Genomic DNA, 23,373 nt, shown 5'->3' on the forward strand with positions numbered 1-23,373 from the left:
GTGGGTGCCATGAGGATCGACTGGTGGACCCTCGCGTTGCAAACCATCAATGCATTGGTATTGATATGGCTGCTGGCGCGGTTCCTGTTCCGCCCGGTCGCGAACATCATCGCCGAACGGCAGAACACGGCGCGAGCCCTTATCGCCGATGCCGGCGCTGCGAAAACAGCGGCAATGCACGAGCGCGACGAGGCGGCTCGCGAAACGCAACGGATCGTCGCGGCCCGCGACGACGCGCTAAAGGCCGTTGCCGCGGAGGTCGCGGCGCAGAAGGAGGCTCTTCTGGCCAGCGCGCGAGCCGATGCGCAGGCGTTGCGGGCGGCGGCGAGCGAGGAAGCGGCGGCCGCGCGCGCGCTCGAAGACAAACTTGCTGGCGAGCGGGCGAGCCGGCTTGCCGTCGACATCGCGGCGAAGCTGCTCGAAAGGCTGCCCGAAAGCGTGCGCGTCACGGCCTTTATCGATGGTCTTGCGGCGGGAATCGGGCAGCTTGCGCAGCCGGCGCTTGCCGCGCTCGGAGAAGACAGCGTCGCGCCGGTGCTTGCCGCGCCGCGCGCTTTGACTCCACAGGAACAGGAAAGCTGCCGCGCGATGCTGGCCGCCTGCCTGGGGCGGGATCTGCCGCTTCGCTTCGAGGTCGACCCGCAACTTATCGCGGGCCTCGAACTGCGGTCCCCGCACGCCGTCGTGCGTAACAGCCTCGGCGCCGAACTTGCCAGAATCACGGAGGCCCTGCTCGATGACAGCCATGCTTCGCGCTGACTCCTGCGACGACACCTGGCTCGCGGCGCAACGGGCGGCGCTCGCCCGCGTGCCGACAGGGCCATACGCCGACACGCTGGGGCGCGTCGAACGTATCGGCGACGGCATTGCGTTCGTGTCGGGACTGAGCGATGCCGCGCTCAATGAACTGGTGCACTTTGACAACGGTGCGAGCGGCTTCGTGCATACGCTCGAAGCCGACCTCATGAGCGTGGTGCTACTGGACGATGCCGCCACGGTGGAAGCCGGCGCGTCGGTGACTCGTACCGGCTCGGTGCTCGAGGTTCCGGTCGGCGAAGGATTGCTCGGCCGTGTGATCGACCCGCTTGGCCGGCCGCTCGACCGGGACGAACCGGTGAGCGCGGCCGGTCGCATGCCGGTGGAGCGTGCGGCGCCCGCTATCGTCGATCGCGATCTGGTTAGCGAGCCTGTCGAGACCGGCGTGCTGATCGTCGACGCGCTGTTCGCCATTGGTCGCGGGCAGCGGGAACTGATCATCGGCGACCGGGCGACCGGCAAGAGTGCATTGGCGATTGATGCGATCGTCAACCAGAAGCACTCGGACATGATTTGCGTCTATGTGGCAATCGGCCAGCGCTCGACCGCCGTGCAGCGGGTGATCGAAGCCGTGCATCGCTATGGCGCTCCCGAACGCTGCGTGTTCGTCGTTGCCGCCGCGGCGTCGGCGGCAGGATTGCAGTGGATCGCGCCGTTTGCGGGCTTCACGATAGCCGAATACTTCAGAGACCGTGGACAGCATGCGCTGGTTGTCATCGACGATCTGACGAAGCACGCCGCGACGCATCGCGAACTGGCGCTGCTGACACGCGAGCCGCCGGGCCGTGAAGCCTATCCAGGCGACATTTTTTACGTTCATGCGCGGCTGCTCGAGCGCGCTGCAAAACTGTCCGCGAGGCTCGGCGGCGGTTCCCTGACTGCGTTGCCGATTGCGGAAACCGATATGGGTAATCTGTCGGCGTACATTCCGACCAATCTGATTTCGATTACCGATGGCCAGATCGTGCTGGACGCCGGGCTCTTCGCGGCAAACCAGCGCCCAGCCGTCGACGTCGGCCTGAGCGTCAGCCGGGTTGGGGGCAAGGCCCAGCATCGTGGATTGCGCGACGTGTCAGGACGATTGCGGCTCGATTACGCGCAGTTTCTCGAGCTCGAAATGTTCAGCAGGTTTGGTGGACTGACGGACTCGCATGTCGCCGGCAAGATTGCTCGCGGCGAGCGCATTCGGGCCTTGATTGCGCAGCCCCGCTTTGCGCCGCTCTCGACGCTCGACGAAACCGCGTTGCTTGCAGCACTTGCTGAGGGCGTGTTCGATGCAGCGCCGCCGTCGATCGCGGCGGCAGTGCGCGCACAACTCGCCGCGCGGCTGCCGGGCGCGCATCTCGAAGGGGCCTATGACGACGCGTCGCTCGACGCGGCAGCTCAGGCGAGACTCGTTGCAGCGGTGCGCGACCTCGTGCAGCGTCTGTCGCGGGACAGCCGTACGGGTACGGCCGCGGCCGGGCCGCGGAGCGAGCGATGAGCGGAAAGCTGGCGGAAATCGAAGCGCGCAACGCGACAGCGCGTCAGCTCGATGCGGTGATCGGCGCGATGCGCGGCATCGCGGCAGCCCGCTCGCGGGAGGCGCAACGGCGGCTGCCCGGCATACGTTCTTCCGCGGCAACCGTGGGCGCGGCGATTGGGGCGGTGCTCGGGCATGGAAGACCCGAGCCTGCGCTCCAGGCACCCTCTGATCCGCGCGCGCGAATCGTGATCGCGCTATGTTCGGAGCAGGGCTTCGTCGGTGCCTTTAATGAGCGGATTCTCGATTATGTGCAGAACCGCATCGACTACGCGCAATCGGAGTTGATGCTGGTCGGCACGCGCGGCGAGTTGCTGGCCAACGAGCGTCGCTGTGCAGTGGTCTGGAATTCGCCCGCAGCTTCTCACGCAGACGACGTCCTGTCTCTGGCGGGCCGCATCACGGATGCGCTCTACGAGCGTCTCGCAACCCGTGCGATAGACAGTGTCTCTCTCGTGCACGCGCTGCCCGGTGGTCCGCTCTCAGGCGAGATTGTCGAGCACCCCCTGATTCCTTTCGATTTTTCACGGTTCGAGGCGCTCGAGCGCAGCTTGCCGCCACTGGTGAACCTACCGGTCGAACGTCTACTTGCTGGGCTCGTCGAATCCTATGTGTTTGTCGAAATCTGTGAGGCATTGATGCTCTCGTTCGCCGCTGAAAACGAAGCGCGGATGCGGGCGATGCTGGCCGCTCGTGCGAATGTGCGCGACAGGCTCGATGAACTGACGCAAAGCTATCGCAGGGTTCGCCAGGACGAGATCACCGACGACATCGTGGAGCTGGCGGCGGGCGCGGGAGAGGCGCGCTAGCGTCACGACGGCCGGGTGGCGGAGCCGTGAAATTGTGGCGCAGTTGCAGGCGATTTAACGAACAACCTGGCGCCCAGCGTCGGGCGCCCTGGTTGGTCGTGTGGCTGTTGCCGTTTTCGTGGCGCCTCCTTGCCGTGCGAGGCGCACTTTCTCTCAGGTGGCGGGGTGATTGCCGCGGTCGTCACCGTCCGCATTGCGACGTTTGCGTGGCTGCCGCAGCGGCTTGCTGGCAGGCTCGCCAGCGCGTCCGGCGGCGCTTGCACCGGAGGCCGGCTCACGCGGCCCTCATTTTCATACGTGAGCCGCCATCGCGTCGGGCGACACCGCTTCTTCGCTCAGCGCAGGCCCGTCGAGATGCGCGAGGCGCTCAAGTAAAGCGCGCCAGTACTTGAGATGCTCGAAAGCGTCAGGTGCGACTTCGGTGTCGAAGCACACCGCGCGCGCCCACTCTTGTGCGCTGAGCGGCTCCTCGTTCGCCAGTTGCCTGACGAGGACAACAAGCCCGGCGTCGGACTCGGCATGCACCTGCGCCTGCGCGGTGCGCCTGCTGACACGCTCCGCCAGCAGACAGGTCCGCGCGTGAAAATCGAGCAGGAGCACCGGCACGCCCATGGAGCCGGCAAGGGCCGCGAATCTCTCCCGGTGAGCGCGTTTCAGGAATGTCGCATCGACCAGCGCCGGATAGTCCGAAGCCAGCACCTGACGTGTGAGAGACAGCAGGGCGTCGTAATGTCTGTCTATGGCCTGAGCCGTATAAGCGCTGGGCGGCAACGGGCGCGTATCCGGCAATGCGAAAGGGCGCACGCGCTTGCGTTCGCTATCGCTGGAAACGCGTACCGCACCGATCAGACTGACGAGTGCCTCGCTCGCCGCGGATTTGCCCGAGCCCGAATAGCCGTGGCACAACAGCAAATAGGGCCGGGGCTTCGCAGCCAGCCGTTCAGCCAGTGCCAGGTAGCGGTTCACCTCGGTCAGCGGCTGATGCTTCGAGCCGCCGCGCGTTTTGAGCGCCGCCGCCAGTGCCCGCACCAGCGCGCGATAAACCGAGTAGTAGCGCAGCGCCGGCAACGCGCCGAAATCGCCAGTGCGTCGCAGCCAGCCGTTCAGCAAGCGGGCGGCGAGATCGTCGCGTCCGTGCGCCTGCAGGTCCATGAGCAGGAAGCTGAGGTCGCTGGCCACATCGATCCATCGCAACGCGTTGCTGAATTCGATGCAATCGAACATCACCACGCGCTTGCCTCGCCGCAGCACGTTGCCAAGATGCAGGTCGCCGTGGCATTCACGCACGAAACCGCCGGCGCGGCGCGCCTCGAAATGTTCCGCGAGCCGCACCCACTCTCTTTCGCACCATTCACGAATCGAGGCCGGCACGTGCACGCCGGCCTCGCGTCCCAGCTTGGCCAGGTTGTCCAGCACTGCTTGCATCTGCGTTCGCACGGTGGACGCCGCACCGAAGCTGCCGCGCGGCACCGCTCGCGATGCGCGACGATGAGCCGCGGCGAGACTGTCGGCCAGCGCGTCCATCTCCGGAAAGCCGAGCGCTTCGTGCGCGACTAATCCGTCGAACACCTCGCGTTCGTCGAAGCGCCGCATCTTCACCACATGTTCGACGACGCGTCCGCGCCGCCCAATCTTGCAGACCCGGCCCTCGCGGACGATAGTCCCCACCCCGCGATACAACTCGCGTGCAAAGCGCCGGTTCAGCCGCACTTCGTCTTCGCACGCGCGTTGCCGCGCGGCGGGTGAGGTGAAGTCGAGAAAGCCCGGATCGACCGGCTTCTTCAGTTTGTACGCGTAGCGTCCAGCCAGATAAACCACTGAGATATGGGTTTCGATCCGGCGGATACGCCCGGCGGGATGGCAATAGGATGCGGGCCGTTGCAAGGCCCGGTCGATATCGGACCAGCCGCGCCGTGCGAGGCGCTCACGTTGCCTCGCATGCAGCGTTCGGTGCTGCGGCGAAAGAAGAGGTTCGGCCATGATCGGCTCCGCGATTGCAATGACGACCGCTTCAGGATAGGCACAGCCCGACGTGCGTCTATTGATGGAAATCATTGTTCGCAGAAGCTGCCGCCGGTGAATGCCACTTGATACATGTCAACCGTCGGGGCGCGAGCCCATCTAAAGTCGGTCGTATGGCAAGCCGGCTTCAATCGTGCCGACCTGCGTTGCGCGGCGCGTCACAGGCGTATCGGACCTCGTGAGCATGAGCATCGGCAAGCTTGCGACGCCCTGAGCGCAGCGCATTCGGGTGCGGTTGGGTTAGCTCATCGGTCAGACATCAGGAGTAGCACATGACGCTTACTGGAAACGTTGGTGACGGACATTGGTCGGTCTCGGCGGTCACCCATTCGACGACGGGCGGATTCGACTGCTCAATCAAGATCAGCCACGCCGCTCCGGAGGGCGACTTCAATCACGAGTTCAAGCACAGCAGCATTTGGCCGACCGAGCGGGAGGCGGTACTTGCCGGCTTGCGCGAAGGCATGGTGTGGGTGCAGCTCAAAATGTCGAATACACTGTCGATTGGCCTGACCGGCGCACAGCGATCCCACCGCAGCGCGAGTGAGGAGGCTTGCCATGCCAGTGTCCGGGCGGGTGACGAGGAGTGATCTTCGCCGCTTGCGTCTGAACCGGCGGGCAATAGATCAGGCGAGGCGCGATGCCTCGTCCGCAGAGGATTCGATATTGATGGGGATCGCCAGGTGGCGCGCACCCTGAAAAAAGCAGACTTACTTCAGTCAAAGAGTCGGCGCCGCCGCCCAAAAAGACGGACCTGTGCGCCGTCAGTTTGAGACTCGCCGCATTATCCCGCGTATCTGCACCATCGGATTTCCGGTGCGAAGCGCATTTTCCAGATTCCATGCGACGACCGAAGGGCGCCACGTCACGCCATCTGACCAACCGTCCTGCGAAATCGCCGTAAGGCCAGAGCAAACAGGACCGACCCGATCGCGATCAGGATCAGGAACGGCCGCCAGGCGACGTCGAGGCCCGCGCCCCGATACAGAATGGCCTGCCCCAGTTCGACAAAGTGAGTGGTGGGCGCGAGCAGCATGACGTCCTGAACGATCTTCGGCATGCTTTCACGCGGCGTAATGCTGCCGGAGAGCATCTGCAACGGAAGAAGTACGAGAACCACAAGCATGCCGAACTGCGGCATGCTGCGCGCGAGCGTCGCCATGTAAATGCCCATCGACGTCGTGGCAAACAGATGCAGCGCCGTGCCGACCATGAACAGGCCCACGGAACCTTCAATTGGCACATGCAGCGCGCCTCGCACGACGAACGTCAGTGAAGCGGTCGCCACTGCCATGACCACGAGTCCCATCGACCAGACTTTTGCCAGCATGATCTCTGCCGGGGTGACCGGCATGACCAGCAGATGTTCGATCGTGCCGTGTTCGCGCTCGCGTATCAGCGCAGCGCCCGTGAGGATGATCGACAGCATCGTGACGTTGTTGATGATCTCCATCAGTGCGCCGAACCAGGTCTGCTCGAGGTTCGGATTAAAGCGCATATGCACGGCAAGATCGACGGGCGGCGGCGCGCTGTCCCGGTAGCGCGCCACAAAACCCGCAATCTCGCCGGACACGATCTGTTGCACGTAGCTGCTGCCTGTGAACGCCTGGCTCATGCGCGTCGCGTCGACATTGAACTGTATCGACGCAGGTCTTCCGGCCAGCACATTCCGCTGGAAGTCGGGCGGAATATCGAGCGCGAACGTGTATTCGCCCGTATCGAGCCCGCGGTCGACTTGCGCCGGGGTAATCAGACGCGCGGTGCCGAACTGCGGCGGAAAAAACGCAGCGGCAATGCGGGCGGACAAGGGCGAAGCGTCTTCGTCGACGATCGCAATGGGCGCCATATGCAGCGTGTCCGGTTGCGCGGTTGCGGCGGAATAGATCGCCACTGTAAAGGTGTAGGCGATCAGCACGACCATCATCGGATCGCGCCACAAACTCCACAGTTCCTTGACCCCGAGGCGGTAGATGTTCGCGATGTGGCGCATGCTCAGGTCTCCTGCTTTTTCAGCAACGCCGTGGTCAGGCCGAGCACCACCGGTATGGCGGCCAGTAGCGGCCAGAATTGCGCCTGAAGCTCGGCAAAGCCCAGCGCCTTGTTGATCACGCCGCGGCTGATCGTGAACATGTAGGTGGCCGGATAGATCGAGCCGATGAAGCGCCCGCTGCCGTCCATCGACGACAGGGGATTGATCAGGCCGGAGAACTGGATTGCGGGAATGAGCGTGCCGATCATCGTCAGGAAGATTGCGGCGATCTGACTGCGGGTGAACGTGGATGCCAGCATGCCGGCGCCGGTCGCGACGGTGCTGTAGACCAGCACCGCGGCGAGTAGCGTCAGGAAGTTGCCTTTGACCGGCACGCCGAAAGCAATTCGGGCAAATAGCGTCATCAGCAGGAAGTTGAGGACAGCCAGTAGCACATATGGCACCTGTTTGCCCAACAGAAACTCGCTGCGCGTGACCGGCGTCACATACAGATTGATGATCGAGCCCAGTTCGCGTTCGCGCACGACCGCGAGAGCGGTCAGCATGGCAGGCAGCATCAGGAGCAGCAGCGGGATGATCGCGGGCACCATTGCCGGAGCGCTTTTCACGTCAGGGTTGTAGCGAAAGCGCGTCTCGATTTTGACCTGCGCGGCAGGCGTCGTGCCGAGCCGACGGATGCTCTGGTCGATTAGCCACGCCTGATGCAGCCCGAGCACATATCCACGAATTGTTTCCGCGCGCTGCGGCATCGCGCCGTCGATCCATACACCGAGTTGCACGGGCGTGCCGCGTTGGAGGTCGCGGGCGAAATGCGGGGGAATTTCGATGGCGAGGGACAGCCGGCCGCTGCGCATGCGCTTGTCCAGATCGTCGTAGTCGGCGAGCGGGGCCTGTTCCACGAAGTAACGCGAGCCCGACATGGTCAGCGCGTAATCGTGACTCAGTTCCGTCTGGTCGCGATCGAGGACCGCGTAGGTGAGACTTTCGACATCGAGGCTGACGCCATAGCCCATCACGAGCATCAACACGACTGAGCCGAGCAGGGCGAGCGTGGCGCGCACCGGGTCGCGGCGCAACTCGAGCGCTTCCCGCCACATGTAGGTCAACGCCCGGCTCAGACTGAACACGCGCGGCTGCGCGCGGCCTGGTGAGCTTGCCGGCGCGGGTGTACTCGAAAAGTTCGTGCTGGCCGGCGCTTCGATCGTCGCTTCAGCGCCAGCGCCTGGCTCCGCTTTTTCGGCGCCCGCTTCGGTCAGGTAGCCGATGAAGGCCGCTTCGAGGGAGGCCGCGCCGCGCAGGCGTATGAGTTCCGCTGGGGAACCGGTCGCGAGCACGTGGCCGGCATGCATCAGCGAAATGCGGTCGCAGCGCTGCGCCTCATTCATGAAGTGCGTCGAGATGAAGATCGTCACCTTGTCGCGGCGGGCAAGCTGGATCATCAACTGCCAGAAATTGTCGCGAGCGACGGGGTCCACGCCCGACGTCGGTTCGTCGAGAATCAGTAGCTCCGGCTTGTGCACCATCGCGACCGCCAGCGAAAGACGTTGCCGCATGCCGAGTGGCAAGCTGCCGGGCAATGCGTCGCGCACTTCCGCAAGGCCGAAGCGGCTCACCATCTCGTCGACCCGGGCGGCAATCGCTTGCGGCGGCACGTGAAACAGCTGCGCATGCAATACCAGGTTCTGCTGAACCGTCAGTTCGCCATAGAGCGAAAACGCTTGTGACATGTAGCCGACGCGGGTACGCGTGTCGATATCGTTGGGGTCCACTTCGTGCCCGAACAGCTTCGCCGACCCTTCGCTCCCGGGCAGCAGGCCGGTCAGCATCTTCATCGTGGTCGACTTGCCGCAACCGTTGGAGCCCAGAAACCCGAAGATTTCGCCGCGTCGAATGCGAAAGCTGACGTGATCGACTGCGACGAAATTGCCGAAGCGCATGGTCAGCTTGCTCGCTTCGATGGCGAGTTCGCCCGCGGCGTCGGCGGCCAGCGGCTCCACGACGACCGGCTGATGACCGCGGCGGCGTTCCTCCGGCAGCAACGCGATGAATGCTGCTTCCAGCGTGTTCTGATGCGTGCGCGCGAGCAGTGAGCGCGGCTCGCCGGTCGCAAGGATCCGGCCTGCATCCATTGCGACCAGCGAATCGAAGCGCGCGGCCTCGTCCATGTAGGCGGTTGCGACGATGACGCTCATGCCGGGGCGGCCGGCACGGATGCGCGCGATCAGATTCCAGAACTGTGCGCGTGCCAGTGGATCGACGCCGGTGGTCGGCTCGTCGAGAATCAGCAAGTCGGGGTCGTGAATCAGGGCGCAACAGAGCGCCAGCTTCTGTTTCATGCCGCCGGACAGTTTGCCGGCCGGCCGCGCCAGAAACGGCTTCAGGCCGGTGCTGGCGGTCAGCGAGTCGATCCGCTCGCGGCGCTCGGCGGCGTCGTGACCGAACAGCCGCGCGAAGAATTGCAGGTTCTCCTCGACGGTGAGCGTCGGGTACAGATTTTTTCCCAAGCCTTGTGGCATGTACGCGATGCGCGGGCAGACGAGCGCCCGGTGTCGTCGCGAGCGCATGTCGCCGCCCAGCACCTCGACGCTGCCTTGCTGAACCGCGCGGGCGCCGGCCGCGAGCGCCAGCAGACTGGACTTGCCCACGCCGTCCGGTCCGATCAGTCCGGTCATGCGGCCGGCGGGAACGTCCAGAGTGAGATTGTCGAGCGCAACGGCATTCGCGTAGCGCAGCACGACGTTGCGCAGCCGGATGACCTGCGAGGCTTCAGCCGTTGTCGCGCCGCTCACTGCGGCACCTTGATCGCCAGCGAGGCCGGCCACGCGGCGTGCTCATCAATCCTGATCCAGGCCACGCCCGGCAGGCCTGTCTTGACAAGCTTCAGATGCTTGAGCAGCAGTTCGCGGTTGATCCGTGCCTTGACGCGGAACATCAGCTTCTGGCGCTCGCTGGTGGTTTCCACGGTCTTCGGCGTGAATTGCGCGGTACTGGCGACGAACGACACGGTGGCGGGAATCACATAGTTGGGCGCCGCATCGAGTATCACACGTACTTCGGCGCCCAACGCGACCTTGCCGACCACCGTCTCGGGCAGGAAGAACGTCATGTAGACGTCGGAGAGATCGACGATGTTCAGGACCTTGCCGCCCGCAGGCAGCACTTCGCCTGGCTCGGCGATGCGATATTGCACGCGGCCGTCGCGCGGCGCCGTCAACTGGCTGTCGCTGATGTCGGCTTCCACGCGCGCAACGGTCGCGAGCGCGGCATGCACAGCGGAGTGCGCGGCCACCAGTTGCGCGCGGGTTGCGTCGACGGCGGCCTGGGCGGCGGTGACCTGAGCTTTCGCGGCAAGGACGGTAGCTTGCGCGCCGCGCTCGCGAGCCCGATCGTCGTCGAGTTCCTGCATGGAGGATGCGCCTTCTCGCGACAGCGTCTCCGAGCGCGCCAACTTGCGCCGCGCCGCGTCGAGTTCGCTTTCACGCTGGGAGACAATGGCCTCGGCGGCAGCCTTGTCGCTTTGCCTTTGCACGACTTGCGCTTCGATACTGAGCGCGGTGTTGAGCGCCTGCTGATGCTGCGCGCGTGCTTCGGCGAGTTGCGCGTCGAGCACGCTCACCTGCATGGTCGCCAGGGGCTGGCCTACGTTGACGAAGTCGCCTTCATCGACGGTAATGGTTTGGACACGGCCCGCCAGCTTGGTGGCCACGTCGATTTCGGTTGCCTCGATCCGGCCGTTGCCGCTGACGAAATCCGCGGCGGGACGCGACCCACGCAGCATCTTCGGGACGTAGTAGGCGGCGGCAATCACGGCCAGTAGGGCGACAGCCAGTATCACTTTTCTTCTTGGGTTCATGGCAATGGGCCTTGTTCATGCGCGATGTCGGCGGCGGGGGGCGTGCCGGTCTGCTCCCGGTCCTGCACGTCGCCGCCGAGCGCGGCATAGAGTGCGACGCGGCTCGAAAGCAATGCGCGGCGCGTCTGTATCAGTTGCTGTCGTGCATTGAGCAGGTCCCGCTGCGCATCCAGCACCTCCAGAAACGGCGTCGCGCCATTGTCGTATCTCAGCCTGGCGAGGCGGGCGCGCTCTGTCTGCGCCGCCAGCGTGTCTGTTTCCGTTTGAACCTGCGCGGCGAGCCACTCTCTTGCCGAAAGCGCGTTGGCCACGTCGCGAAAAGCTTCCTGAATGGCTTTTTCGTATTGCGCGACCGCTTCGCCTTCACGGGCCCTGGCAAGTTCGAGATTGCTGCGATTGCGGCTGGCATCGAAGATAGGCAGCGAGATGTTGGGCATGAAGATCCATGCGCCGCTGCCCGATGCAAACAGGCCATGCAGATCGGTACTCGTCGACCCGACGGCGCCAGTCAGCGTGACGCGCGGAAAAAACGCCGCGCGTGCCGCGCCGATATTGGCGTTGGCAGCGCGCAACTGATGTTCCGCTGCGACGATGTCCGGACGCTTTTCAAGCAGCGACGAAGGCAGCCCTGGCTGCAGATTCGGGTACACGCTCGTGTCGGCGAGCGGCGCAGGTTGCAGCGGTGCGGGCGCGCCGACCAGGACGGCGAGTGCGTGGGCCTGAGTGGCGCGCGACTGTTCGAGCTGGGCAACCAGCACTTGCGCCTGCTGCAAGAGAATTTCTGACTGCCGGAGATCCAGCTTCGAGATCGCCCCGACCTCGAAGCGGCGGCGGAAGATTCGCAGCGATTCCGATCGGCTTGCGATCGTCTCGCGGGCAACGCAGATGCGTTCGTCGAGTTCGCGCAGCAGCAGATAATTGTCCGCTACGTTTGCGATGACGCCGAGCGTAGCGGCGCGGCGCGAGGCGTCGCTAGCCAGAAATTGCTCCAGCGCTGCGTCCTTGAGGTTGCGTACGCGGCCCCAGAAGTCGACTTCCCAGTTGCTTTCGCTGAGCCCGACCTGATATGCGTCGGCGTCGAGACTACCGCCGGGCGCCAGCACGCCCGGCGTATGCAAACGGACATAGCCCGCGCCGGCAGCGATCGTGGGCAAGGTGTCGGCCCGCCGCACGCCATAGGTGGCGCGAGCTTGCTCGACGCGCCGCACGGCAATGCGCAGATCACGGTTCCCGCTAAGTGCCTGTTCGATCAGGGCCTGCAACTGGGCGTCGGGAAAATAGCTGCGCCAGTCGAGCTGGACTGGGGCCGATATGCCGTCGGCGGGCACAGCGGCGGACGAATCGGCGTTCCAGCTATCTGGAACTGGCAGGGCAGGACGCACATAGGACGGCGTGAACGACATGCATCCGCCTGCGCAGAGCGCCGCGGACAGTACGACTGCCGAGGCGAACGTCATGCCGCTACAAGGCGATGGACGTGTTGCTGGCGGCGGTCGGGAGCGCGACGATAAGAACATGAGTGCGTGCTGTGAATTGGGCGGAATGGCTTCGGTCAAGGCAAGTGCCTGGGACGGACATTGGCTACGCAATGAGCGCTGCACTCCGCGCGGTCGCAAGCGGTTACTTGCGAGCAGGCGGAGCGCGGAGCGGCCGGGATTTCGACCCGCAACGCCCCATGTAACGTTTATGCTGCAAGTACTTATAACCGACGCGGTGGATGGTGCAACTTGATCTGGATCATCCAGGCCCGGACAGGTCAGGGCGGCTTGCTTCGTATCGCAGCGTGTTCGATCCGAGGCGCGATGCATGCCATGCCATCCGCGTGCATTGGCAATACAAGCCAGATACTCTTGCCGGACGGATGCGAAGGGATCGCACAAATCTGGGAGGGGTGTTCGTCATCGAAGCGAACGGGTTGACGTCAGTACAACAAGGTCCGCGGCGCGCACACCATAGAAGGCTACTGCACGGGGTAAGCCGTTCGGCAGAACGAGTGCCGCCCGCCAGAGTGGTGGCGGTTTGAATGGTTGACGAGCATCCTGGAGAAACGTTGCAATACGGCGCAACGTCCGATAGTTGAGCGTGAGATCAAACGGGCTGGATGCAAACGGGCTGGATGCAGCGCGCCGGGCGGGGGGGCCAGCAGGCGAGCTCGAACATGTCGCGCAATGTCCGGACGCTTCTGGTATCGATGCATGCGGCACCCCGACACGCGACGCGGCCAAGGCAATGTCCGCTGTTTCCGGGCGCGTCGTAGTCGCTCGGGTGCGCTCGGAAAGCATGGCAGGCGCGAGGCACTGCTCACTGCGCGCTACAGGAACCTGTCTGGCTTCGCAACTGCATGGCGAATCGGACGATGAGCCGGGCGCAACAGCAGCTTTTCCCGCATCCTCGCATGCGCCAGCCCCGCCTTGGTCAACGGATGGGATAGCCTGCTCATGCGCACTATTTCCTTGCGAAGTCGGGGATGAATACACGCTAGTGCGAGAACGAGAAACGAGCCCGGCATCAGTAACAGGCTAACGAGTATCGCGCTTCTGAACATATTGCCTCCGGAACTGTTTGGTTTTGCTCTGAATCGAGAATACGTTTCGCTTGCTGTGACCGATTGACGTGCGTCAAAGCTACGCAAAGCCCGCTGCAACGGATACGGCGATACCTCGTTGTTTGTGCGCTATTCGCGGTGGAGTTGGAGTGGCTGCCCGGAGCATGAAGTGCCCTGTGCCGCAACCTTAGATAGCCGCGACGACCGGCGAGCGAGCGGATTGACCCATGTCAGCGGAGACGGTGGCTCGCGCACTAGACTGCATCACGGGCGTAATCAAGCGGAGCAGCGCGCACCGGGTCGCGTCCAGCCATCAGCTACTACCACTCGTTGATTTTTGATCTGGCGCAAGTGGGTGCGGCAGGGCACCACAGGTAGACCACCGCTTGCGGGGATACCATGAACGCATCGGTACAGGGCGCAGCAAAATGACGCGGCCAAGTAGAGGATAAAGCAGTTGAGTTCCAGCAATCGATCATATTACTCAGGAGTATGAAATGTCCGCCACCTCCGTTCTTATCAGCATGGCCCCGATGTGGGGCATTCTGCTCATCGCATCCTGCTCCGCCGCATATCTGGTCTTTTGGCGCAAGGTAATCAAATAAGCGCCCGCAGATTCGGCTCACGAGTACCAGGTGGGACCCATGTGCTCGCGCAATGGCACGATCTCATGATGGCGTGCAAAGGAGCAGGGCGTGCAGGAAGCCTTTGCGGAGCAGGAAAACATCAACGACGAAGATTTCGCTCTGCACTGGCTGCGACGGCGTCGTTTATTGCTGATGAACTGGCAGGTCGGTAAGCCGCCGTCGACCGTGAGAACGGCGCCAGTGACATGCCAGGACCCGGGGGCCTGGTTCAACCAGGCTCGACCGATACCGACATGAACCCGCCAGGCTGAAGTCTGCGATCGTGTTGCAGAGAGCGATATCAGCGTCTGCGGATCGCACGAGGTGATGCATTCCATGTGCTCTCGTCGCGCTTCGAGAGGGCCGTTGCCGAGGGCGAGTTGCCGGAATCCGTTGACGTGGCGAAGCACGCGAGGTTTCTGCAAACGGTCCAGAGCGATATGGCGATCCAGGCGCGGGACGGCGCCAAAAGAGCAGAACCCCAGGTCGTCGCTGAGATGGCGATGGCTGCATGGGATCAGATTGTTCGCCACACGGACAAACTTCCAAAACTTCGTTGATGGCCAGCATCAACGATCGCTCCCGGCCCGCCATCAAATATGGCCGGCGAACCTTCCATCTGGAAATTGCGGGAAAGCAAAGCATAAAAAAGCGTTTGTCAGGGCCTCGCCTGACGGCTTCTAATAATCAGCTTGTCGCGACAGGTTTAAAGCGCTTCGGACTGGGAGCGAGCGTCCATGCTCGCTGCCCGGAACGAGTCGGCTTGACGCCCGCTAGAAAGTCGCACCGCGAGTCTCCTTCATCAAAGGCAAAGCAATGGCGCTCTGCGCAGTGACGATCAGCTTCTGATTCGCCCCGCCGCGCGCCGTCTGCACAGCTGACATGGAAATGGCATGGCCGACCTGACTTCTACCCGCAGCCGCTATGTCGCGGCCCAACCAACCCGCACGGGCATTCCCACGGCGACGCTGTACAGCTGGCTTTCGTGGATGATCCCGGCCGCCGTTGTGCTGCTCTGGGAAGCTGCGGCCCGCCTTGGGCTCATTGCACCGCAAGTGCTGCCTGCCCCAAGCAGCGTCCTGGAAACGGCGCTTAACCTGGCCCGTAACGGCGAGCTCTTCGTTCATCTCGGCGTCTCGCTGCTGCGTGCCGCGGGCGGGTTTGTCATCGGCGGAACGCTCGGCCTTGCACTAGGCATCCTCGTCGGTTTTTCGCCGCTCGCGCAGGCGCTTCTCGATCGCCCGATCCAGATGGTGCGCGCGGTTCCGTTCCTCGCGATGCTGCCGCTCGTGATCGTGTGGTTCGGAGTCGGCGAAACCGCAAAAATTTTCCTGGTCGTGCTGGCGGTGTTCTTCCCGATTTATATCAATACGATGCTCGGCATTCGCCAGCTTGACCCGAAGCTATTGGAGCTGGCGCGTGTCGTCGGGCTCGAGCGGACGGCGACCGTGCGGCGAATCATTCTTCCGGGAGCAATGCCGTCGATCCTCACAGGCGTGCGCTATGCGCTCGCGCATGCGTGGCTCGCCCTGGTCATCGCCGAAACGCTCGCCACCACGAAAGGTATCGGCTTCCTGGCGATGGACGCGCGCGAATTTCTCAACACGAACGTGATCGTTCTGACCATGATCGTCTACGCGATCATCGGTGTCGTGGCGGACGCGCTCGTGCGCCTGCTGGAAACCCGCTTCCTCTCGTGGCATGCGAACTACGCGAAAGGAGCACGCAAGTGAGCCAAAGCATCGCCACCGGCCGCGATCATTTCGCCGCAGATCCGGTCAACGTCAGCGCCGGCGCACACACATTAGCCGTAGCGGTCCGTGGATTGCAGCGGCGCTATGGCAGCCGCGTCGTGATCGACTCACTGGATCTCGACATCCACAAGGGTGAATTCGTCGCGCTGCTCGGTGAGAGCGGCTGCGGCAAGACGACGTTACTGCGCGCGCTTGCGGGACTCGATCTGCCCGACGCGGGGACCATCCGCGCGCCGGAGCGCCCGTCGGTGGTATTTCAGGAGCATCGTCTGTTGCCTTGGGCGACGCTGTGGGAAAACGTCTCGCTGGGTCACGAGAAAACGATTGACCGCCGCGGCGCCGCGCTTGCGCTCGCCGAGGTCGGACTTGCCGGCCGCGAAGACGACTGGCCGCGCAACCTCTCAGGCGGTCAGGCTCAGCGGGTAGCGCTCGCACGGGCGCTCGTTCCGGAGCCGGCGCTGCTCCTGCTCGATGAGCCGTTCGCCGCGCTCGACGCGCTGACTCGCATCAAGATGCACGGACTCGTCAAGGAACTCGTCGCGCTGCACCAGCCCGGCGTGCTGATTGTCACGCACGACGTCGACGAAGCGCTGACCCTCGCCGACCGGATTCTCGTGATGCGCGCCGGCCGCATTGCGGCATCCTTCCGGCCGAAAGAGCAGGCCGGCGAGCTGCGTCCCATTCTGCTCGACGAACTGGGCGTGCGTTCTCACTAACCCATATCGCCATCAATCGAAGGACCCAAAAGCATGACTGATTCATTGTTGAGCCGCCGCCAGCTGTTGCGCGCGGCGGGCGGCCTGCTGGCAGGCGTCGCTGCCGCAGGGCTCTTTCCTGTTCACGCAGCCGAGCCGCGCAAGCTGACGCGCAACACCGACACGGTACGCGTTGGCTGGGGCTATGGCAGCCTGCCCGACATCGCGAAGCAACGCGGCGTGTTCGAAAAGACGCTCGCGGCCAAGGGCATCAAGGTCGAATGGATCGGCCCGTTCCCGAACCATGCGCCGTCCATTCAGGCCGTCGTCGGCGGCAGCGCGGACTTCGGCTTCTGGGGCTCGACCACACCGGCACTTGCAGCGATGCTGGCCGGCTCGCCGATCGTCTTCAACGCGTTCGACATCTATTCGCCGCGCTCCACTTCGATCATCGTGAAGAAGACGAGCGGCATCAACTCGGTTGCGGATCTTGCGGGCCGCAAGGTCGCCGTGAACCGCTCGGGACTTGGCGAATTCCTGCTGATCGCGGCGCTGGAGAAACATCGCGTCGAGCGTGACAAGGTGCAGTTCGTTTATCTGAATCCCCCCGATGCCGCGCCGGCTTTTGCCCAGGGCAGGGTGGACGCGTGGTCGATGTGGTCGCCCGGCGTGGACATTGCGCGCTTCTCGAACGACGCGAAGGACATCTTCAACGAAGGCCGCGACCTGGACTTTTTGATCGACTACAGTTCGCTGGTGACGCGCCGCAAGTTCACCGAAGAAAACTCGGAGCTGATTCGCGCGGTAATCGACGCATATCACGTGGAAGGCGCGTGGCAATCGGCACACTCGGCCGAAGCGGAGCAACTTGTGCAGCGCGAGGGCAAATATCCGGATCAGGTGCGTGACTATCTGGCGAGTCTCAAGCGTGTGAACCAGTTTCACGAAGCCGACGACGCCGCCTTCATCGCGCAGTTTCAGCGCGCCGCCGACTGGCTCGCGGAGCGCAAGATCATCAACTCGCGCATCAAGGTCGCTGACTACAGCATCAGAGTTTGAACCCGGGCGCCCGCATGACTGATACCAATAGCAGCAAGGACGCGAGCCGCGCGCAGGGCATCTCGCCGTTGACCGTCTCACTCGGCTTCGCGAAGACTATCGCCGATATTGCGGCGACCGCGGCGGCGCGCGAACGGGAGCATCGCTTACCGCACGATGAGATTGCGGAGTTGAAGGCGCTCGGTTTCGGCGCGCTGCGCCTGTCGCCGGAGCAGGGTGGGCACGGCGTGTCGCTTGGCGATCTGTTCGTCGTCGCTCGCGACCTGGCGGCGGCGGATTCGAACATTGCGCATGCGTTCCGCAATCATTTGTGGCAGGTCGAGACGGCGCTAAGGAAGAGGGATCATCCGTTCCACGCGCACGTGCTGAGGCTTGCCGCACAGAGAAAGACCGTTGGCTTGAGCTTTACCGAGAGCGATGTAACGGCGGCCGGGGCGCGCCCGACGAAGGTGATGGCCCGACTCGAATGGGATGCTTCTCGCGACGTGTACGTCGGTTCGGGAGACAAGGTCTACGCGACAGGCAACCTCTACAACGACGCCTTTATCGGCTCGGCGGTGGAGAGCCGTATGGAGCGAACTGTGCAATACGTGCTGGAGCGGGGCGCGGGCGTTAGCAACGACGACGACTGGAATGGGTTCGGCCAACGGCTGACCGGCTCGGGCACGGCCCGCTTTCGGGACGTCACCGTGCCCGCGGCGCACCTGTACCCCCTCGATCCTCCACGACCGGACGAGGCCGCGCCCTGGGGCTTCACGTTCCATCAGGTCTATCTGACCAACTGCATTGCGGGCATCGTGCGCCGGGTCGCGCTGGATGCCGTCGAAGTGTTGCGCACGCGCAGCCGCAATTTCTATCACGGCGAAGCAGCGCATCCCGCCGACGAACCCGTGCTTCAGTCGCAACTTGGGCGCATTCGCGCCTATGCGGCAAGCGTGGAAGCTACCGCTGACCGCGCGGTCGCTGCGCTCCAGCGAGCGTGGGACGCTTACGGTACAAGCGGCGAATATGAAGCCACGCTTGCTGCCACGCTCGCGGCGTCGGAAGCCAAAGTCGTCATCGACGACCTCGCTCCGCAAATAGCAAGCTGGCTGATCGATCTGGGCTCGGGCTCGGTTGTCTCGCGTTTCGGCGCACTCGACCGGCACTGGCGCAATATCAAGGTGATTGCATCGCACAATCCGCGGCTATATAAGGAGCGTCTGCTCGGACAGCATCTGCTGACAGGTCAGTTGCCGCCGACCGGCGCGTTCTTTTAGACCCGCCCGGTCTTCGCTTGCGACTCGGGTGCGATGACCCGAGCGCTCAGCCAAGCAGACGACGCACGCGCGGCATGACTTCCTCGGCAAAAACGGACATGTCCGCCTCGAAAGGCTGGAACTGCAGCATGAACAGTTCGATGCCGGCACGGTGGAAGTCGACGACGCGTCGAGCGACCGTGTCGTAGTCGCCAACGAGCCCCGCAGCCGTGCCGCCGTTCGAACCGACGCGAGGTGAGCGCGCGAACGTTTGGTGCATGACTGCATTCGGATCGGTGTTGGCCTTTTGCCGCTCGCGCAGCGGCTTGTCGAGCTCCGCAAGCGCAAACAGGTGATCGAGGTGAGCATCGGCGAGGGCCTGCGTCTGCCGCGCGATCACGAAGGCCGACAGGCCGAAGCGCAACGCATCCTGGTGAGGAGGCCGCGCACGCGACGAGACATCCGCTATGAGGCGCGCCACGTCGTCGTGCGGTTGCCCGTTGATGAACCACACGTCGCCATGAGCCGCCACGAGCGAGCGCGCCGGCTCCGACTCGCCGCCGACATAAATGCGCGGCCGCGCGCGGAACGGATCGGCCGGACGCAACTGATAATCGTCGATGCGGAAGTTGTCTCCGCGATGGGTGACGGATTCGCCGCGCAACAATGCGTCCACGACCGAGATCCATTCGCGGCCGTATGCATAGCGCTCGTCGTGTTCGGCAAAGCCAATGCCGGCCCGTTCAAGCTCCGGACGATTCCACGCGTTGACGAGGTTGATCGCGAAACGTCCGCCGCTAATGTGTTCTATCTGCTGCGCCATTTTCGCGAGCACGACCGGATGGTAGAGATACGGCTTGATCGCGGCGATGATCTCGATGCGCGACGTCAGTGCCGCCAACGCGGCCGACGCGGTCCACGCTTCAAGTTGATCGAGCGAAGGGTCATGCGGATTGACGGTGTGCTGGGCGACAAGCACAGAGTCGTAGCCGAGCCGCTCCGCTTCGAGCACCAGGGCCTTGTTGCGCGCCCACGAAGCGTCGTACGGTTCCGCGGGATCCTGCAGCGCCGCACGGCTTCCATGTACGAGCGCCCAAACGCCGAAGCGGGGAGGGTTAGACATCGCCTGTGACTCCGGAGACAAAGTGGGGAAGCTGTCTATGCTAACGCGCGCCCGCTGATGGCTTTCGAACTTCTGACGATATGCAATTGCCGCATTGGCATTTAGGTGCGGAGCCGCGACCCAACGGATGGCGCACCGTTTTGCGCAAAACTGATTTCGACGTTCGGTACTTCTGGCGTGAACGCTCCGCGCCTACAGTCAGGTCAGCCTTCGGACGCGGCACTCTCCACCAGAATGGACCCGCACGAAGCTTCTAACCGCCGAAAGGAGCAAACATGCTGACCAGAACATCTTCCGCGCTTCTCGCCGAACCCGACATGGCGACCGAAGACGCACAGTATTTCGAATACACGGCATCGGCGAATGCGATTGGCTCGAAACTTATCTCACGCGTGCCGTTCCGCAATTTCCCGTCTGCGCTCTATGCCGACGGCGCGACCCGGGTCGTGCCGCTCGACCTGTCCGCCGAACTCGGGTGTCCCGGCCCCGCGACCGGTCCTGGTTTGAGCGCGAGCTTCCTGCGTATCGTGGCGGGCGAAGCCTTGACGCTCGATCCCAACGCGACCTCCCAGGTCTGCTACGTGATCGGCGGAGCCGGCAGCGTGAAGCAGGGCGCAACGCACTTTCCGTTTGCGCAGGGCGATTTCTTTACGCTTCCGGGCGGCGCTGCTGCTGTGCTTTCCGCGGATACGACCGCGACGCTGTATTACGTCAATGATGCGCCGCTGCTGACCTATCTCGGTACAACCCAAGTACAGCCGCGCTTTGCGCCAACCCGCTATCCGGCCGCTCGCGCGCAGGCAGAATTGCGCAAAGTCGCGGAGCAAAGCAACGCGGGCCGCCGCAATCGCATCAGCGTGCTGATGGGCAACGCCCAGTTCCCGCAGACGCGCACGGTCACGCACGTGCTGTGGGCAATGTTCGGCATCGTGCCGCCGAATTCCGTGCAGAAGCCGCATCGACACCAATCGATTGCGCTCGACTTCATCGCCGACGGCGGGCCAGGCGTCTATACACTGGTCGGCACCGAACTCGACGCGCAGGGCGATATCGTGAATCCGACTCGTGTCGATTGGGAAGCGGGTATGGCGTTCGTCACGCCCCCTGGATACTGGCACGCGCATTTCAATGAAACAAACGACAACGCGTATGTCATTCCAATCCAGGACGCTGGCTTGCAGACGTATCTGCGCACGCTGGACATCCGCTTCGCTCGCTAAGGCACACGTGGTGGTGCGAGCCCGTCGTCCCAGTGCGGCGGCTCGCCGAGTGCTTCGGCGCAGAAGTCCACGAAGGCACGCACTTTCGACGAAACTGCCTTCCTGGGCCGATACGCCGCCCAGACCGCGGGGGCGGCTCGTCCGGTGCGCGCCTCGCATTCCGGCAACGCCGGCTGCAAGCGTCCGGGGCACAGGTCGGCGGCAAGCCAGCCACGTCGGCAGCAGTGCAATGGCGCAACCGGCCACGCAATCTCGAATGAAACATGGCGGCAGGCGCGCAAGCGCGGAACGCCACTACACGTTCAGTTTCCTAATTTGACATAAGATAAATTATCAACCTGAACGATGTTAGTCCAAAGTTCAGATGTCGTGTTTGCGCCAAGTCCAAATGTCCGCTTTTTCGGATCATCGTAAGCTGACCGGCCTCTGTGTTCCCGGCGCCGGCTGCGTGATCCAGCCAGCCCGCGCGCCGCAGACAAAAGTTTCCGCATTTCTAGGAGCAACAACCCGTCGCGCCAACCGACCCGTATGAATCCACCATCCGCGTTTCCTTACGTCCTGCGCCAGGTTTCATACGCATACGCATATCCAAGCAGCGCCGCCTCATCCCATTGCCGCCCGACGAAGATCAGCCCAAACGGGGCCCCGGACTGGTAGCGACCCGCCGGCACCGCGATGCCCGGCAGCCCCGCAATGTTGATCTCGCCGACCGTCGTCTCCTGAATGACTTCCTTGCCGTGAAGCGGCGGAATTTCACATCGCATTTGCGGAAAAACCAGCGCGTCCAGCCGCTGCGAAGTCATGACCGTTTCGAAGATGCGCAGATAACGGGCCTTCAGTTCGATGAACTCCGGCATCTCCGGCGGCAACGATGGCTCAGCCAGCGCCGTCCTGAAATCGGCAAGGTTATGCAGGTAGCGCAGCACGCCGTCGGGTCCGAACGCATCGTCGTCCCGGGTCGCTTCGGCAAATTCCGCGAAAGTCTTCAGTGGCGCATGCTTGCCGAGCCGTTGCAGATACTTCTCGATATCGTAGGGAATCGATTCGAGACCGCGCGCATCGAAGTGCTCCAGCGGCGGAGTCGGCTTTCTCAGATCGGCGAAGCCGGAGCCCGCGAACGGATCGTCGATGAGGTCCGCGCCCAGAGCGGTCAGTTCCTCCTTGACGCGTTCATACAGCATGGCGGCTACGTCCGAAAGCGGCTGCGCACGCCAGCCGGGGCCATACAAGCCAATGCGCTTGCCACTTAGCGCATTCGGCTCCAGCGCCGACGTATAGCCGCCTTGCGGCTGCCGACCGACACTGGCGAGCGTTTTGGGATCCTCGCTAGAATAACCTGCGAGTACGTCGAGGCATAACGCGGCGTCCCTCACGTTCCGGGCAATCGGCCCGACGACGTCCCGGTTGCCCGACAGCGGCACGACGCCCGCATTCGGAACCAGCCCGATGGTCGGCTTGATGCCGACGAGTCCCTGCGCCGAAGCCGGGTTCTGAATCGATCCGCCGGTTTCTTCCGCAAGTCCCAGCACCGCCATGCCCGAGGCGACCGCCGCCGCCGTCCCGGCGCTGCTGCCACCCGGCACGCGATCGGGCATGGCAACATTGATCGTAGGCCCCGCCCAGCTATCGTTGGCATGCGATCCTGTATGGCTCAGGATGGGGACGTTAGTCTTGCCAAGCAGGATTGCTCCTGCACGCCGCATGCGCGCCACGACCGGCGCGTCCCGTTCAGGCATCAGGTCGACGCCGCCCTTCTTGCTGTACAGCCTGGCCCATCCTGCCGTAGTCGGAAAACCGACCATATCCATCGGATCCTTGATGACCACCGGCACGCCCGCAAGCGGCCCCAGCGCTTCGCCGGCCGCTCGCCGCGCGTCGATCTCGCGCGCATCGTCGATCGCTTGCGGATTGAGAAAGATCAGCGCGTTGTACTCCGCGTTGTCGCGCTCGATTCTGTCAAAGCAGGCGCGCGTCAGTTGCTCGGCCGTCAACGTGCCGGCCCTGAAACGCGCCTGCACGGCTTGCACCGTGAGAGCGTCGAGATCGATGTCCATCGCCCTGCCCTGTGTCATTTGATGCTCCTGTTGGATTGTCGGTGCGC

At 63.7% G+C, this 23,373-nt stretch carries 17 protein-coding genes and 1 pseudogene; 10 read left to right on the forward strand and 8 right to left on the reverse strand.

The features are described from left to right. Nucleotides 1-9 precede the first annotated feature (9 nt). From F757_RS0121075 to F757_RS0121085, 3 genes are read left to right on the forward strand one after another with little or no spacing between them, the layout of a single operon-like run. Nucleotides 10-759 carry a F0F1 ATP synthase subunit delta gene (locus F757_RS0121075; RefSeq protein ID WP_027213125.1) on the forward strand — a complete coding sequence of 250 codons (750 nt, stop codon included), beginning with the start codon at nt 10-12 and terminating at the stop codon, nt 757-759. After that, nucleotides 737-2,299, forward strand: a complete 1,563-nt coding sequence (locus tag F757_RS33920) for a F0F1 ATP synthase subunit alpha (protein WP_035467284.1) — start codon at nt 737-739, stop codon at nt 2,297-2,299. Before F757_RS0121075 ends, F757_RS33920 begins: the two co-directional genes overlap by 23 nt. Further along, on the forward strand, nt 2,296-3,147 hold the full coding sequence (locus F757_RS0121085; RefSeq protein ID WP_027213126.1) for a F0F1 ATP synthase subunit gamma: 852 nt from the start codon (nt 2,296-2,298) through the stop codon (nt 3,145-3,147). Before F757_RS33920 ends, F757_RS0121085 begins: the two co-directional genes overlap by 4 nt. Before the next feature lie 291 nt (nt 3,148-3,438). On the opposite strand, the gene F757_RS0121090 is transcribed toward F757_RS0121085, so the two are convergent. Next, a complete protein-coding gene (locus F757_RS0121090) occupies nt 3,439-5,127 on the reverse strand; it encodes a bifunctional aminoglycoside phosphotransferase/ATP-binding protein (RefSeq protein WP_027213127.1) in 1,689 nt (562 codons plus the stop codon). A gap of 314 nt (nt 5,128-5,441) precedes the next feature. Here F757_RS0121090 and F757_RS0121100 point away from each other — a divergent pair, with 314 nt between their 5' ends. Further along, on the forward strand, nt 5,442-5,759 hold the full coding sequence (locus F757_RS0121100) for a hypothetical protein (protein ID WP_027213128.1): 318 nt from the start codon (nt 5,442-5,444) through the stop codon (nt 5,757-5,759). A 275-nt stretch (nt 5,760-6,034) separates the two neighbouring features. On the opposite strand, the gene F757_RS0121105 is transcribed toward F757_RS0121100, so the two are convergent. The 5 genes from F757_RS0121105 to F757_RS36860 form a co-directional block, all read right to left on the reverse strand. Next, on the reverse strand, nt 6,035-7,159 hold the full coding sequence (locus F757_RS0121105; protein ID WP_027213129.1) for an ABC transporter permease: 1,125 nt from the start codon (nt 7,157-7,159) through the stop codon (nt 6,035-6,037). Between the two features lie 2 nt (nt 7,160-7,161). Next, complete coding sequence (gene rbbA / locus F757_RS0121110; protein ID WP_027213130.1) at nt 7,162-9,948, reverse strand: ribosome-associated ATPase/putative transporter RbbA; 2,787 nt, start codon at nt 9,946-9,948, stop codon at nt 7,162-7,164. Next, a complete protein-coding gene (locus F757_RS0121115; protein ID WP_027213131.1) occupies nt 9,945-11,012 on the reverse strand; it encodes an HlyD family secretion protein in 1,068 nt (355 codons plus the stop codon). Before F757_RS0121115 ends, rbbA begins: the two co-directional genes overlap by 4 nt. Continuing rightward, the gene (locus F757_RS0121120) at nt 11,009-12,469 is read right to left on the reverse strand and encodes an efflux transporter outer membrane subunit (RefSeq protein WP_035467285.1); all 1,461 of its coding nucleotides are present in this window, start codon (nt 12,467-12,469) and stop codon (nt 11,009-11,011) included. The genes F757_RS0121115 and F757_RS0121120 overlap by 4 nt, the downstream gene beginning before the upstream one ends. A gap of 854 nt (nt 12,470-13,323) precedes the next feature. After that, entirely contained in the window at nt 13,324-13,452 is a 129-nt protein-coding gene (locus tag F757_RS36860) for a hypothetical protein (RefSeq protein ID WP_269660468.1), read from the reverse strand. Nucleotides 13,453-14,252: 800 nt separating this feature from the next. On the opposite strand from F757_RS36860, the gene F757_RS35875 reads away from it, so the two are divergent. From F757_RS35875 to F757_RS0121160, 5 genes are all read left to right on the forward strand, one after another. Continuing rightward, nucleotides 14,253-14,441: a hypothetical protein gene (locus F757_RS35875; protein WP_156923685.1), complete on the forward strand. Its 189-nt coding sequence runs from the start codon at nt 14,253-14,255 to the stop codon at nt 14,439-14,441. A 635-nt stretch (nt 14,442-15,076) separates the two neighbouring features. Beyond that, nucleotides 15,077-15,916: an ABC transporter permease subunit gene (locus tag F757_RS0121145; RefSeq protein ID WP_027213134.1), complete on the forward strand. Its 840-nt coding sequence runs from the start codon at nt 15,077-15,079 to the stop codon at nt 15,914-15,916. Then, nucleotides 15,913-16,653, forward strand: a complete 741-nt coding sequence (locus tag F757_RS0121150; RefSeq protein ID WP_027213135.1) for an ABC transporter ATP-binding protein — start codon at nt 15,913-15,915, stop codon at nt 16,651-16,653. The genes F757_RS0121145 and F757_RS0121150 overlap by 4 nt, the downstream gene beginning before the upstream one ends. Nucleotides 16,654-16,686: 33 nt before the next feature. Beyond that, nucleotides 16,687-17,691, forward strand: coding sequence for an NrtA/SsuA/CpmA family ABC transporter substrate-binding protein (locus F757_RS0121155; RefSeq protein WP_027213136.1), 1,005 nt, complete (start codon nt 16,687-16,689; stop codon nt 17,689-17,691). Between the two features lie 14 nt (nt 17,692-17,705). Next, nucleotides 17,706-18,950 (forward strand): acyl-CoA dehydrogenase family protein, encoded by a 1,245-nt coding sequence (locus F757_RS0121160; RefSeq protein ID WP_027213137.1) that lies wholly within the window; start codon nt 17,706-17,708, stop codon nt 18,948-18,950. A 46-nt stretch (nt 18,951-18,996) separates the two neighbouring features. On the opposite strand, the gene F757_RS0121165 is transcribed toward F757_RS0121160, so the two are convergent. Further along, nucleotides 18,997-20,052 carry an LLM class flavin-dependent oxidoreductase gene (locus F757_RS0121165; RefSeq protein ID WP_027213138.1) on the reverse strand — a complete coding sequence of 352 codons (1,056 nt, stop codon included), beginning with the start codon at nt 20,050-20,052 and terminating at the stop codon, nt 18,997-18,999. A gap of 275 nt (nt 20,053-20,327) precedes the next feature. On the opposite strand from F757_RS0121165, the gene F757_RS0121170 reads away from it, so the two are divergent. Beyond that, nucleotides 20,328-21,272: a cupin domain-containing protein gene (locus tag F757_RS0121170; protein WP_027213139.1), complete on the forward strand. Its 945-nt coding sequence runs from the start codon at nt 20,328-20,330 to the stop codon at nt 21,270-21,272. 493 nt (nt 21,273-21,765) lie between these two features. On the opposite strand, the pseudogene F757_RS0121175 reads toward F757_RS0121170, so the two are convergent. Continuing rightward, nucleotides 21,766-23,344 (reverse strand): annotated as a pseudogene (locus F757_RS0121175) (amidase). Between the last annotated feature and the right edge of the window lie 29 nt (nt 23,345-23,373).

The sequence above is a fragment of the Burkholderia sp. WSM2232 genome (assembly GCF_000472545.1).
Taxonomy (GTDB): domain Bacteria; phylum Pseudomonadota; class Gammaproteobacteria; order Burkholderiales; family Burkholderiaceae; genus Paraburkholderia.